This window comes from Paraburkholderia sp. ZP32-5 (genome assembly GCF_021390495.1).
In the GTDB taxonomy this organism is placed as follows: Bacteria; Pseudomonadota; Gammaproteobacteria; order Burkholderiales; family Burkholderiaceae; genus Paraburkholderia.
On sequence record NZ_JAJEJP010000002.1, the window covers coordinates 2,345,432 to 2,358,766 of the forward strand.

The following is a 13,335-nucleotide window of genomic DNA, read 5'->3' on the forward strand; positions in this document are numbered from 1 at the left end:
CCCCCTACAATACTGCGACCTGATTTCACGAGAGAGCGAACGCGTTGGACCGACTAGAAGCCATGCAGATGCTGGTGACCGCGGTGGATGGGGGAAGCCTGTCGGCCGCCGCTCGCGAACTGAAGATCCCCGTCAGCACACTCACCCGCAAGGTTGCCGATCTCGAAGAGATGCTCGGTACCCGCCTGCTGATACGCACCACGCGCAAGCTGACCTTGACCGATGCGGGCATGTCGTACGTCGCGGCGGCGCGGCGCATTCTCGACCTCGTGCGTGAACAGGAACACGAAGCCACCGGGGAGTTCGCCACGGCAAGAGGCGAACTGGTCGTTACTGCACCTGTGCAACTCGGCCGCCTGCATGTTTTACCGGTCATCAATCAGTTCCTCGCGCAGTATCCCGACATCACCGTTCGACTGCTGCTGTCCGACCGCAACATCGACCTGATCGATGCGCACGCCGATCTCGCGGTGCGCATCGGCGAGTTGCCGGACAGCAATCTGATCGCGACGCGTATCGGTTCATTGCGGCCGATCGTCTGTGCGAGCCCAACGCTGCTTGCCGGACACGCGCTTCCGCGCGAACCCGACGACCTCGTCAAGTATCCGTGCGTCGTGTTCAATAGCCCGTATCTGTCGCCGTGGCGCTTCCGTCTGCCCGCGAGCCACAAGACCTACCTGCTCGAAGTGAAGCCGCGGCTCGAAGTCACTTCGCCCGACGCCGCCGTCAGCGCCGCGATCGACAACGCGGGCATCACCTTCGTGTTCGAACACGATGCCGATGAAGCATTGCGCAACGGTCAACTCGACGTGCTGCTGACGCAGTTCGAGATCGAACCGGTGCCCGTGCATCTGGTTCATGTGTCCAGAAACCTGATGGCGATCAAACTGCGGCATTTCATCGACTTTGCAGCGCCCAGGCTGCGGGAATCGCTGTCCAGGTTCGGCAAGCAGAAGCGTTCGTAGCTTTTCGCTTCTTTCTTCGGGCACGCCGCCAATACAACGCCAGGCTGCATGCCCGCAATCGCCAGGCTGCCATCTATCGGCAAGCAACAACGTTCACGACTCGTCCTCGGCCTGGTCCCTCAGCACCCGGCCATTCCGATTCCCGATCACGTCCCGTGTCTTCTTCGTCGCCCCCGGGCCGGCGGCAAACCGAACGTCCTGATAACCGAGCGGCTGCCCATCCGCGCCACGCACTTCCAGCTTCTCGACAGGCCGCCCGCTCGCATGCTCGACGAGCTTGATATGCGGCTTGCCGTCCGGCGCGAGCCACTTGTCGCCCCATTGCATCAGCGCGACCAGCACCGGATATAAGTCCCGCCCTTTCGCGGTCAACCGGTAACCGAACGTATTCGCGCGTTCCGCGATCGGGAAGCGTTCGAGAATCTCCAGTTCGGTCAGGCGTTCGAGCCTTGCCGTCAGAACATTGCGGGCAATGCCGAGCCCGCTCTGGAATTCGTCGAAGCGGCGACTGCCCTGCGTGCACTCCCGAACGATCAGAAGCGTCCACCACTCGCCGACCTCATCGAGGGCACGAGCGATCGAACAGTCCATTCCATCGAAGCGTTTTCTGTACATGATGAAACGCATCCTAACTCAAGTTTCGTCACGCAACTTAACCAGTTTGCGAGCAACAGCTTCCCGGTTTTGGCCCGTACCGCGACGCCATCGCGCTCCCTATAGTTGCGTCACGAAACTTAGCGCGGTCTTTCCGGGGATGCCCCAACCGCTGCCACTTTCCGGATTATCGCGCCGTGCAGAGCTGAGACGGCGACGCAACCTGTTCACCTACCTGGGAATGCGATGAGTAGCGAAATTGAGCAAATTGAGCAAATCGAGGTCAGAGCCGCGGCTCCAGCGAGCCCGGCGGCGCCCGGCCCTATACGATGGATCGGCAAAGGCGTCGCGGCCGCTGTTGTCGTCGCGGTGGCCGCAACGGCATTTCATCTGCACCGCTCGGGCGCCGCGCCGGTTGTCGCGCCGCCGCCTCCGTCGGTGAGCGTCAGCGCGCCGTTGCAACGCGATATCGAAGGGCGGCTCGGATTTCTCGGCCAGTTCTCGGCGGTGAATCGCGTCGAATTGCGTGCGCAGGTCGGCGGCACGCTGGTGCGGATCGACTTCAAGGACGGCGACATCGTGCATAAAGGCGATGTGCTGTTCGAGATCGATCCGGAGCCCTATCAGATCAAGCTGAGCGAAGCGACAGCCGCGCTCGAATCGGCGAATGCCCGCCTGGCGCTCGCCACGCGCGAGCTTGCGCGGGCCCAGGAGCTGCAGCGTGCCGAGGCAGGGACGGTCGAAAACGTCGATCAGAAAGTGGCCGAGCAACGCGCCGCGCAGGCAGCGTTGGATAACGCCAATGCGCTGGTTCGCGACGCCAGGTTCGATCTGGATCGCTGCAAGATCACCGCGCCGTTTACCAGCCGCATCGGCACGCACCTCGTGTCGACCGGCAACCTGGTGTCCGGCAACCGCGCCGGCAGCGGTCCGACGACGCTGCTCGCCACCCTCGTTTCGCTCGACCCGATCTATCTGGATTTCGACATCAGCGAAAACGACTACGCGGCGTTCCAGCGTGCCCGTGCCAACCGCAGCGGGCCGCTCGCCGACGCGGTAACGATCTCGCCGACCGGCGACAGCGGCTTCTCGCGCAGCGGCACGCTCGACTTCATCGACAACACACTGGACCGTTCGAGCGGCACGATCCACGCGCGCGCAACGATTCCGAACAGTGACCTGTCGCTGACGCCCGGTGGCTTCTCGCGCGTGAGGCTCGCGACGACCGCGCCGCAACCGGCGTTACTGGTCCCCGATGCAGCCGTCCTCGAAGATCAAACGGACCACATGGTGTACGTGGTCGGCAACGACAACGTGGTCACGCCCAGAAAAGTGGAAGTCGGCGACCTTCGCGGCGGTCTGCGAGTCATCCGCTCCGGACTGGCCGCGACGGACCGCGTCGTGATCGACGGTATCCCGTCCGTGCGCCCCGGCTCGAAGATTTCCCCGCATGCCGGAACGATCCAGTTTTCGTCGGAGCAACACGACGATGGAGCGAAATCATGAGACTCACTCACTTCTTTATCGAGCATCCGCGCTTTGCCGTGGTGCTCAACGTCTTCGCGCTGCTCATCGGCCTCGCGACGATGGTGTCGCTGCCCGTCGCGCAGTATCCGAACATCGTTCCGCCGACGATTCAGATCACGACCTCGTATCCGGGTGCGTCGGCCGATACGATCGCGCGCACGGTCGCCACGCCGATCGAGCAGTCGGTCAACGGCGTCGAAAACATGGACTACATTTCGAGCCAGTCGACCGGCAACGGTCAGCTGACGATCACGGTGATCTTCAAGGTCGGCACCGATCCGAATACCGCGCTGCTGCTCACGCGCAGCCGGGTCGAAGACACGCTGTCGCGTCTGCCCGTCGATGTGCAAGCGCAAGGCGTGCAGGTGAAAAAGACCATCCAGGCGCTGCTGCTCGGCGTGCACGTCTATTCACCCGATGGCTCGCGTAGTCCGGAGTACCTGTCGAACTACATGCTGAAGGTGCGCGATCAGATAGCGCGTTTGCCGGGCGTATCGGACTTCCAGCTGTTCGGCGAGCGGCAGTACGCGATGCGAATCTGGATCGATCCGGACAAGGCCGCCTCGTACAACATCAGCGCCAGCGAAATACTCGCCGCGCTGCGCGCGCAGAACGCCTCCGTGTCCGCCGGGGTACTCAATCAACCGCCGGTTGCGCACAACGGCACGGGCGCCTATCAGATCAACGTCGATGCACTCGGCCGGCTGAGCACGCCGGAACAGTTCGGCGATGTGGTCGTCAAGTCCGATTCGCAGGGACGTGTCACACGCATTCGCGATATCGGCCGTGTCGAGTTGGGTTCGGTCGACTATGGTTCCAAGGCATATGCGGACCGCTACGCGTCGACGCCGTGGTTCGTTATTGCCACGCCCGATGCGAACGTGGTCAAAGTCGAAAATGAAGTGTGGGACAAGATGGCCGAGCTGAAGAAGAGCTTCCCGCCCGGCATCGACTACATCAAGATCTACGACCCGACGACCTTCGTGTCGCAGTCGATCCACGAAGTCGCCAAAACCATTTTCATCGCGATTCTGCTGGTGGTCGGCGTCGTGTATCTGTTCTTGCAGAACTGGCGCGCAACGATCATCCCGGTCGTTGCGATCCCGGTGTCGCTGGTCGGCACGTTCACGATTCTTTCGCTGTTCGGCGCGTCGATCAACAACCTGTCATTGTTCGGGCTGGTTCTCGCGGTCGGCATCGTGGTGGACGATGCGATCGTGGTAGTCGAGAACGTCGAGCGAAACATGGCGCTCGGCATGTCGCCACGAGAGGCCGCGCATCAAACGATGAACGAGGTGTCGACCGCCATCATCGCGATCGCACTCACACTGTGCGCGGTGTTCGGACCCACTGCATTGATGTCCGGCATCTCGGGGCTGTTCTTCAAGCAGTTCGCGATCACGATCGCGGCATCCACGGTGATCTCGTGCTTCGTGTCGCTGACGCTGAGCCCGGCTCTGTGCGCGGTATTGCTCAAGCCGCACGAGATGGAGAAGTCGCACGGCGGCTCGACTGCGCTGGGCCGCTTTCATCATGCGATCTTCGGCCGCTTCAATACGTCGTTCGAATGGCTGTCGTCGCGCTACGGCAAGATGACGGGCCGCTTCGTGCGCGCCACGTCGGTGATGCTGCTCGTGTATGCCGGTCTGATCGGCGCCACCGCGCTGCAGATGTCGAGAATGCCCACGGGCTTCATCCCCGATCAGGACATCGGCTATCAGGCTGTGATCGCGTTCCTGCCGCCGGGATCGAGTCTCGAGCGCACCGACAAGGTGGTTCGCGAAATCAACGATATCGTGCTCGATACGCCGGGACTTAAAGGTGTCACGCACACGTCGCCGGTGTCCGGCTTCGACGTGACGACCGGCACGATTGCGCCGAACGTCGGCACGCTGTTCTACGGACTGCCTTCGCTGTACGGCAAGCACGTTGCCGGCGTCAACGCGGCGTCGATGCTGGTCGAACTGCGCAAGCGGGTCGCGACCGTCAAGGACGCCGTGGTCGTCGTGGTCAATCCGCCGCCCGTGCAAGGACTCGGCGCGGCAGGCGGCTTCAAGCTGATGCTCGAAGACCGCGGCGGACTGGGCCCGCAGGCACTCGCCAGCGCAGCCAACACGCTCGTCGCGGCAGCCAACAAGGACAAGGTATTCGGCGGCGTATTCACGCTGTACAACGCGGGCGCGCCGTCGGTCTATGCGGACATCGACCGTTTGAAGGCGGAGAAAATCGGTCTCACGCCGACGGACGTCTTCTCCACGATGGAGCTTTACCTCGGCTCGCAGTATGTGAACGACTTCAACTTCATGGGACGCACGTATCAGGTCCGCGTGCAGGGCGATGATGCATTCCGCCGCACGCCCGACGACATCGGCAGATTGAAGGTGCGCAATGCGACCGGCGATATGGTGCCGATCAGCAGCGTGGCGACGTTCAAGAGCACGACCGAGCCGTATCGCGTGCCGCGCTACAACATGTATCCGGCGGCGGAAATCATGGGTGCGGCCGGCCCCGGGTTCTCGTCGGGCGAAGCGATCGAGCACATGGAACAGCTCGCCGCGCAGGTGCTGCCGAACGGCATCACCTACGAATGGACCGACCTTGCGCATCAGCAGAAAGAGCAGACGATGTCGCCGCTCGTGATCTTCGCTGCGTCGGCGCTGTTCGTGTTCCTCGTGCTCGCCGCGCAGTATGAAAGCTGGAAGACGCCGCTCGCGATCGTGCTGATCGTGCCGATGTGTCTGCTCGCGGCCGCCATCGGCCTGAATGTGCGAGGCATGCCGATCGACATCCTCGCGCAGATCGGCTTCGTGGTGCTCGTCGGGCTTGCGGCGAAGAACGCGATTCTGATCGTCGAGTTCGCCAAACAGCGGCAGGACGAAGACGGTGTCAACGCGGAGGATGCGGCCACCCATGCGGCCCATGTGCGGCTGCGACCGATCCTGATGACGTCGTTCGCGTTCATCGCCGGCGTGGCACCGCTCGCGATCGCCAGCGGCGCCGGCTCGGAGATGCGGCAATCGCTCGGCACGACGGTGTTCTTCGGCATGCTCGGCGTGACGATCTTCGGCCTCGCTTTTACCCCTGCGTTTTATGCATTCGTTCGCAAGCTCGGCATCAAGCATGCGCCTGCGTTACCCCGCGCACTCAGCCGTGGAGAAGTGAAATGAACAGCTTCGTATCCAGAACCGCGAAAGCGCTCGCCGGCAGTCTGATCGTCAGCGCGTTCCTCGCGGCCTGTGCGGTCGGGCCGAACTACGTCGCGCCCGACGCGCAGATGGCGCCGTTCCACAACGCGCAGATCGTCGCCGACCGCCACACCACGCTGCCGGCACCGGATCTCGACAACTGGTGGACCGGCTTCAACGACCCGGAACTGGTCAAGGTCGTGCAGCGGGCACTCGATCAGAACCTGAGTCTTCAGGCCTCGATTGCCCGCGTCACGCAAGCGCGCGCGGCGGCTCAGGCGGCGGGCGCGCAACTGCTTCCGACCGTCGATGCCAACGCGTCGTACTCGGCGCAGCACCAGAGCCTGCAGAGTCCATTGGGTAGCCTTGCAAGCGCGTTTCCGAACTACAGCCGCGACCAGAAGCAGTATGTTGCCGGTGCAACGGCCAGTTGGGAGATCGATCTGGCCGGCGGCCTGCGACGCGCGCACGCGCAGGCCACCGATGAAGAACAGGCCGCCGAGGCCACGCAGATGGGCACGCGCGTGACGGTGGCGGCCGACGCAGCCGACGCTTACCTGCAGATTCGCGGGCTGCAGGCCGAACTGGCGGTCACCCAGGATCAGGTCGATACCGATGCGCGCCTGCTGGAACTCGTGAAAGCGCGCAAGCAGGCGGGGGCGTCCGACGAACGCGAGGTGGCTCAGGCCGAAGCGTCGTTGCGCCAGGCCCGTTCGACCGTTCCGAGCTTGCGCATCGCGCTCGAAGCGCAACTGAACCGGCTCGACGTGCTGATGGGGGCGCAGCCCGGCACCTATGCGGCCGAACTGGGCGCAAACGCCGGCGTCGTACCGGACGTGCCCGCGATCGGCAGCGGAGATCAGCCGGTCGACGTGCTGCGGCGGCGCCCCGACATCATCGCGGCGGAACGGCATCTTGCGGCGTCCAACGAAGCGATCGGCGTGGCGCTGGCCGACTACTATCCGAAGATTTCGCTGTCCGGCGCACTGGGATTCGACAGCATCAGCGCCAGTCACTTCCTGAGCGCGAAGTCGTTCGAGGCCGTCGGCACCGGTGCGTTGCAGTGGCGTCTGTTCGATTTCGGCAAGGTGGATGCCGAGGTCAAGAATGCACGCGGCTCGTATGCGGAGGCGCTCGCGCAGTATCGGGAAGCGGCGCTCAAAGCGACCGAGGACGTCGAAGACGCGTTGATGACGCTGTCGCAAACCGAGATTCGCGCGCGGGAAATCCAGCAGGAAGTCGACTCGTTGACGAGGGCGCGAGATCTGTCGGAGAAGGCGTATCGCGCGGGCTCGATCACGCTGACCGATGTGCTCGACGCCGACCGGCAACTGCTGGTATCGCGTGATGAACTCGATGCGACGCGGGCGGACGCCGCGCGTGCCGCCGTGAGGACGTTCCGTTCTCTCGGCGGCGGCTGGGCGGCGCCGGCGCCACGGCAGCAGGTCGCGCGGGTTAACTGATTGCGGCGCGGGGTTATTTACGCGCTTTCGTGGGCTGAGGGGCGCTTAGGGGAGCTGACGCGCGCCCTTCTCCGACAGAGCCGACGGCTCAACGCGGCGCCCCGCCCGGCCGGCGGGGACCTACTCACGCGCAAGCCAAGCGACTTCTCCAGTTTGTGAGCAACAGCTTCCCACTTCCCCCCGGTAGTGCGATCAGATCGCCTCTCCTATAGTTTCGTCACGCAACTCAACCGCCTTCCTTCTGGAGCAGCCGACATGGATCGCCGTCTTCTCACACTCGCACTCGGTATGTTCGCGCTGGGTACCGACAGCTTCGTCTTCGCGGGCATCCTGCCCGAAATCGCACATTCGTTTAACGTCAGCATCGGTGCCGCCGGCCAGCTGATCAGCGTGTATGCGCTCAGCTATGCGCTGCTTGGCCCGACCATCGCGGCGCTGGCCGCCAACGTCGGACGCAAGCGTCTGCTGTTGAGCGGTATCGGCCTGTTCGTGATTGCCAACCTCGGCACCATCGTCGCGCCGAACCTCGGCATCGCGTTGGCCACACGCGCTTTCGCGGGCCTCGGCGCCGCGATGTTCTCACCGACCGCCAGCGGCACCGGCGCGTCGCTGGTCGCGCCGGAACGCCGCGGCTACGCGTTGTCGATCATCGTCGCCGGTCTGACGACCGCGACCGCGCTGGGCTCGCCGATCGGCGCCGTGATCGGCGGCCTCGCGGGCTGGCACTGGACCATGGTGCTGGTCGCCGCGCTCGGTGCGGCCGCATTCGTCGGCATCCTCGCGTTCATGCCCGAAGTACCGCTGCCGCCGGCGATCTCGCTCAGCCAGCGCCTGTCGCCGCTCACCGACTCGCGCGTCGGACTGACGCTCGCGACGACGGTGCTCGCGCAGATCGGCACCTTCATCATCTTCAGCTACTTCTCCGTCGTGTTCGATCGTGCGACCGGCCATAGCGCCACGGTGCTGGGCGGCCTGCTGGTGCTGTGGGGTCTGGCAGGAACCTTGTCGAATCTGCTGACCGGACGGATTCTCGATCGGATCGGCTCGCACAAGGTCGTGATGATCAAGCTGGCGATCGTTGCACTCGTCATCGTCACGATGCCGATCACCAGTGCACATCTGTGGAGCGCGGCAATCGCGGTGACGATCTGGGGTGCGTGTGCATGGGGCGTGCTGGTGCCGCAACAGTTCCGCCTCGCCAGCCTGAATCCGCCGATGACCTCGGTGCTGGTTGGGCTGAACACGTCGGCCACGTATGTGGGTGTATCCATCGCCGGCACGCTTGGTGCCGCGGTGATCCCGACGATCGGCAGTCACAACCTGGGTTACCTGTCCGCGATTCCCGTTGTGATCGCAATCGCAGTGTCCGAACTGGCGACGCGCCGTATCGCATCGTTTGCCAACACATCCAAAAGCGCGGTAGCGGCCTGATTCCGGTCATCACGCTTTGCACCTGTCATCTATTGAAGATTCAAGATACGAGGAAACAGTCATGTCTAACGCAAACACATTCCGTCAGTTGCACGACAATTCGACGCCGCTGCGATTGCCGAACGCCTGGGACGCCGGTAGCGCCCGCCTCATCGAAGCGCAAGGCGCACCGGCGATCGCGACGACGAGTGCCGGCTTTGCCTGGGCGCTGGGTTATCCCGACGGACGCGCCCTTCCGTTCGATGAAGTCGTCGCGTCGGTTCGACGCATCATCCGCGTGCTGAACGTACCGTTGTCGGTCGATGTTGAACACGGCTACTCCGACGATCCCAACACGGTTGCGAACCACGTGATGCAACTGGTGGACCTCGGCATTGCCGGCATCAATATCGAAGACGGTCCGGACGCCGCATCGCTTCTCGCCGCGAAAATCGAGGCGATCAGGAATGCCGTTGCCAAGTCGGGTTCGGACCTGTTCGTCAACGCACGTAGCGACGTGTTCCTTGCGAGCCTCGTCGACAAGGCGAAGCAGCCGCAAGAGGCCATTGCTCGCGGCGAGCTGTACGCATCGGCCGGCGCGGATGGTCTTTTCCTGCCGGCGCTTGTGCAGCCGGCTGACATCGAAGCGATTACGAGTGCAACACGACTGCCTCTGAACGTGATGGCGCTGCCGGGCCTCGCCGATGCGACGACCCTCGGCAAGCTCGGCGTTCGGCGGCTCAGCGCGGGCAGCGGCATCTCGCAGATCGTGCTCGGCAAGACGAAGACCCTCGCGCAGGACTTTCTGAAGCACGGTCGTTCCGAAGCGCTCGACGACCAGCCGTTACCTTACGGCGAGATTCAAGGTTTGTTCGCCTGATTTAAAAACCTGTAAGTAGCAGGCACGTCCCGAAGCGTGTCTGCTGGTCGTTCGTCTATTTATGTGTCGATCAACACAAAAATAGATTGACGCTCCGGCATGCTCGCTTCTACTATTCTGTATCAATCAACACACAATGGAGAGTATCATGGTGCTTAAAGGAAAACGCGCTCTGGTTACCGGCGCAAGCCGCGGTATCGGTGCTGCAATTGCGAAGGCTTTGGCCGCGGCCGGCGCGGACGTCGCGATTACGTATGAAAAGTCGGCGGAGCAAGCCGCGGGCGTCGTGAAGACGATCGAAGCCGAAGGCCGCCGCAGTGTCGCGATTCAGGCGGATAGCGCGAATGCATCGGCGGTTCAGGCTTCCGTGCAGAAGACGGTCGAAGCGCTGGGCGGCCTCGATATTCTGGTGAACAACGCCGGCATTCTGCGGATGGGCGATGTGAAGGACATCTCGATCGAAGACATCGACGCGACGCTCAACGTGAATGTGCGCGCACCGATCGTCGCAGCCAAAGCTGCGATTCCGCATCTGAAGAAGGGTGGACGCATCATTTCGATCGGCAGCTACTTCGCCGATCGCGTGCCGGCATCGATGCTCGGTGTTTACTCCGGTTCGAAGTCCGCGCTCGTCGCGTTCACGCAAGGTCTGGCGCGAGAACTCGGCCCGCACGGGATTACGGCGAATCTGGTGCAACCCGGTTCGATCAATACGGACATGAACCCGGTTGAAGGTCCGTTCGGCCCGACGCTGAAAGCACTGACGGCCACCGGCGAGTACGGCACGGGCGAGGACATCGCACAAGCCGTGGTGTTCCTCGCGAGCGAAAACGCCAGCTATATCACGGGCGCGGCGCTGACTGTCGATGGCGGCGCTAACGCGTAACGCGTAGCTGAGATTTGGGTGTGGTCGGCACGCGCCTGGTTTGTATTCGACAGCGCGTGCCGACAGTATGAAAGTACAACTGCCTGATCCGAAGCCCGTTCTACTGCTCGTTGAACGGGCTTTGTTGTTGACCGAATGGTTGCCCAGCTATTGCTATCGGCCAGGCCACGCATTCATCGCCACTTCAGCCGTGCCGGTCAGTTCCGCTCGCGTCGCGCCATCTCGTGCCTGAATGGCCATGCCTTGAACCACGCCCAGATAAAACCGGCTCAGCTGATCGACGTTCGTCGAGCGGGACAACTCCCCGGACGCGACCGCGCGCTTGATCCCCGACCTGAACGCTTTGAGCCCACCGTGGCGCGCCGTCTTCACGGTCTTCGCTATCGATTCCGCGCATCCGTCGCCGGCCGCCAGGTTCACCATGCAGCCCGACGGAATGCCCGCGCCGCCCGGCAATACCGACGCGGCAGCCAGCAGCACGTTACGCACGCCGTCTTTGGCCGTAGGACCATCTTCGATGTGATCCCAGATCAATGAATCAGCAGCCGCGTTGTAGCGCCCTACCGCTTCGAGATAGAGATCTTCCTTACTTCCGAACGCTGCGTATAGGCTTGGCGAACGAATGCCCATCGCCTCGCAGAGATCATTCATCGAGGTTGCGACAAAGCCCTTTTTCCAGAACACCAGCATGGCTGAATGCAAGGCGGCTTCGCGATCGAATTCCCTCGGTCGACCTGAGGTAGCCATATCAATTCCTTTCTGTGTCGATTGACACATTAATGGACTTCCTGCTGAAAATCAACGACGTGCAGCGGGAAGAACAATCTCACCCGGCGGATGCCCGCAGATAACGCGTCGTTTGCATCAACGGAGCCTTCTAGCTAGTGAACAATTCACTGCGCGCCGCATCCATGATCAACGCGACAGCCGGATGACTGATATGGCGTTCGATCGAAATCGCAAAGAACTCTTCCACGATGGTGTCGATCTGTCCGGCCACCATCAGTTTGTGCTCTGCCTGCAACTGGCTCTCCAGCACCGTGGGGGCGAACAGCAGGCCGCAGCCTTCGCGGCCGAATGCGAGAGTCATGGCTCCGTCGTCGAACTCGCCGACGATGCGCGGTGAAATGGCATGCGACGCCAGCCAGTGATCCAGCTTGCGACGCACCGCGGATTCCGTGCCGGGCAGCAACACCGGCAATTGACCGAGCGATAACGGGAAACGCTTTTTGCCGTTCTGGACCAGCGCCTCAGCGCCGAAGCAACTGAGCGTCGAGCGGCCGAGCGGGTGATTGAACGCCTTGATATTGACGTCGGAGGGAATGGGCGCATCCGCGATGATCAAGTCGAGGCGGTGCAAGGCCAGTTGCGCGAGCAGCGCATGCAGCTTGCCTTCGTGACAGATCATCCGCAGCGACAGCGACGCGTTCAGCGCGGGTTCCAGCAGCCGGTAAGCAATGGCTTTCGGTACCGAATCCGCGATCCCGACGCGAAACCGCATCGGTGCGCCGGATTCGCTCTCGCGTCGCAGCGCGCTCTCCAACTCCGAGCCCAACGAGAATATTTCGTCGGCGTAATCGAGCGCGAGCCGGCCCGCGTCGGTCAGTTCGATCATGCGCCCGCTTTTCCTGAACAGCTTTTTATCCAACGCCTCTTCAAGCAACTTGATCTGGCCGCTCAGCGTTTGCGGCGAAATATGCAATTGCTCGCCGGCACGGACGATCCCTCCCGCGCGCGCGGCAATCCAGAAGTAATACAGATGCTTGAAGTTCATGTCGCCTCCAACGATCGACAAACCATACGATTTTCTCGAAGTGTCCGCAATAAAAATACGAATTTTCTATTCCGCGGGAGTCAGTTAGATTCAAGTCTCGCAGCTGGGCACCAGTGGGTGACTCATGACAACTGATAGAGGTGACATATGGCATCAGTCGAGCAATTCCTTCGTTCAAAAGCATCCCGGACGGTGTGGTCGACGCAGGCGTCAGCGTCGGTGTACGACGCGATCGCGATCATGGCGTACAGGCAGATCGGCGCGCTTATCGTCGTACACGATGGGCGTATGGCCGGCATCGTCACCGAGCGTGATTACGCGCGGAAAATCGTTCTAATGGAGCGCTCATCAAGGGATACGCCGGTGCGCGACATCATGACGGCGGAGGTGCTCTACGTAAGCCCGCGGCAAACAACTGAAGAATGCATGGCACTGATGACGGCGCACCGGATATGTTATTTGCCCGTGATTGCGGCCGCGCAAGTGGTCGGAATGGTGTCGATCGGCGACCTCATCGCGAATCAGATTTGCGAGCAGGAACAGACGATCCGGCAACTCGAACACTACATCCACGGCAGCGGATTACAGGTCAGTCAGAGTCGACCGATGCCGCAGAGAGTTGAAAGATTCATGACGCCATGACATTACTTT

The 13,335-nt window shown here is 62.4% G+C and carries 11 protein-coding genes; 8 read left to right on the forward strand and 3 right to left on the reverse strand.

Annotated elements, in window-relative coordinates:
• Positions 1-44 precede the first annotated feature (44 nt).
• Complete coding sequence (locus tag L0U82_RS29215) at positions 45-965, forward strand: LysR family transcriptional regulator (protein ID WP_233836537.1); 921 nt, start codon at positions 45-47, stop codon at positions 963-965.
• A gap of 93 nt (positions 966-1,058) precedes the next feature.
• Here L0U82_RS29215 and L0U82_RS29220 read toward each other — a convergent pair whose 3' ends face one another.
• Positions 1,059-1,580, reverse strand: coding sequence for a winged helix-turn-helix transcriptional regulator (locus tag L0U82_RS29220; protein WP_233836539.1), 522 nt, complete (start codon positions 1,578-1,580; stop codon positions 1,059-1,061).
• A 225-nt stretch (positions 1,581-1,805) separates the two neighbouring features.
• Here L0U82_RS29220 and L0U82_RS29225 point away from each other — a divergent pair, with 225 nt between their 5' ends.
• The 6 genes from L0U82_RS29225 (at position 1,806) to L0U82_RS29250 (ending at position 10,910) form a co-directional block, all read left to right on the forward strand.
• Positions 1,806-3,065, forward strand: coding sequence for an efflux RND transporter periplasmic adaptor subunit (locus L0U82_RS29225; protein WP_233836541.1), 1,260 nt, complete (start codon positions 1,806-1,808; stop codon positions 3,063-3,065).
• Positions 3,062-6,253: an efflux RND transporter permease subunit gene (locus L0U82_RS29230; protein WP_233836543.1), complete on the forward strand. Its 3,192-nt coding sequence runs from the start codon at positions 3,062-3,064 to the stop codon at positions 6,251-6,253. Before L0U82_RS29225 ends, L0U82_RS29230 begins: the two co-directional genes overlap by 4 nt.
• Complete coding sequence (locus L0U82_RS29235; protein ID WP_233836544.1) at positions 6,250-7,734, forward strand: efflux transporter outer membrane subunit; 1,485 nt, start codon at positions 6,250-6,252, stop codon at positions 7,732-7,734. Before L0U82_RS29230 ends, L0U82_RS29235 begins: the two co-directional genes overlap by 4 nt.
• A 255-nt stretch (positions 7,735-7,989) precedes the next feature.
• On the forward strand, positions 7,990-9,165 hold the full coding sequence (locus tag L0U82_RS29240; RefSeq protein WP_233836545.1) for an MFS transporter: 1,176 nt from the start codon (positions 7,990-7,992) through the stop codon (positions 9,163-9,165).
• A 61-nt stretch (positions 9,166-9,226) separates the two neighbouring features.
• Complete coding sequence (locus L0U82_RS29245) at positions 9,227-10,024, forward strand: isocitrate lyase/PEP mutase family protein (RefSeq protein WP_233836546.1); 798 nt, start codon at positions 9,227-9,229, stop codon at positions 10,022-10,024.
• 148 nt (positions 10,025-10,172) lie between these two features.
• Positions 10,173-10,910 (forward strand): SDR family oxidoreductase, encoded by a 738-nt coding sequence (locus L0U82_RS29250; RefSeq protein WP_267929716.1) that lies wholly within the window; start codon positions 10,173-10,175, stop codon positions 10,908-10,910.
• Positions 10,911-11,063: 153 nt separating this feature from the next.
• Here L0U82_RS29250 and L0U82_RS29255 read toward each other — a convergent pair whose 3' ends face one another.
• Positions 11,064-11,687, reverse strand: coding sequence for a TetR/AcrR family transcriptional regulator (locus L0U82_RS29255; protein WP_233836547.1), 624 nt, complete (start codon positions 11,685-11,687; stop codon positions 11,064-11,066).
• Positions 11,688-11,787: 100 nt separating this feature from the next.
• Entirely contained in the window at positions 11,788-12,684 is an 897-nt protein-coding gene (nhaR, locus tag L0U82_RS29260; RefSeq protein ID WP_233836548.1) for a transcriptional activator NhaR, read from the reverse strand.
• A 147-nt stretch (positions 12,685-12,831) separates the two neighbouring features.
• Between nhaR and L0U82_RS29265 the strand changes: the two genes are divergently transcribed.
• On the forward strand, positions 12,832-13,326 hold the full coding sequence (locus L0U82_RS29265; protein ID WP_233836550.1) for a CBS domain-containing protein: 495 nt from the start codon (positions 12,832-12,834) through the stop codon (positions 13,324-13,326).
• Positions 13,327-13,335: the final 9 nt, after the last annotated feature.

Bases quoted from the DNA above. Each gene is read 5' to 3' on its own strand.
- L0U82_RS29220 (WP_233836539.1), bottom strand. From the start codon at position 1,580: ATGTACAGAAAACGCTTCGATGGAATGGACTGTTCGATCGCTCGTGCC.
- L0U82_RS29225 (WP_233836541.1), top strand. From the start codon at position 1,806: ATGAGTAGCGAAATTGAGCAAATTGAGCAAATCGAGGTCAGAGCCGCG.
- L0U82_RS29230 (WP_233836543.1), top strand. From the start codon at position 3,062: ATGAGACTCACTCACTTCTTTATCGAGCATCCGCGCTTTGCCGTGGTG.
- L0U82_RS29235 (WP_233836544.1), top strand. From the start codon at position 6,250: ATGAACAGCTTCGTATCCAGAACCGCGAAAGCGCTCGCCGGCAGTCTG.
- L0U82_RS29240 (WP_233836545.1), top strand. From the start codon at position 7,990: ATGGATCGCCGTCTTCTCACACTCGCACTCGGTATGTTCGCGCTGGGT.
- L0U82_RS29245 (WP_233836546.1), top strand. From the start codon at position 9,227: ATGTCTAACGCAAACACATTCCGTCAGTTGCACGACAATTCGACGCCG.
- L0U82_RS29250 (WP_267929716.1), top strand. From the start codon at position 10,173: ATGGTGCTTAAAGGAAAACGCGCTCTGGTTACCGGCGCAAGCCGCGGT.
- L0U82_RS29255 (WP_233836547.1), bottom strand. From the start codon at position 11,687: ATGTGTCAATCGACACAGAAAGGAATTGATATGGCTACCTCAGGTCGA.
- nhaR (WP_233836548.1), bottom strand. From the start codon at position 12,684: ATGAACTTCAAGCATCTGTATTACTTCTGGATTGCCGCGCGCGCGGGA.
- L0U82_RS29265 (WP_233836550.1), top strand. From the start codon at position 12,832: ATGGCATCAGTCGAGCAATTCCTTCGTTCAAAAGCATCCCGGACGGTG.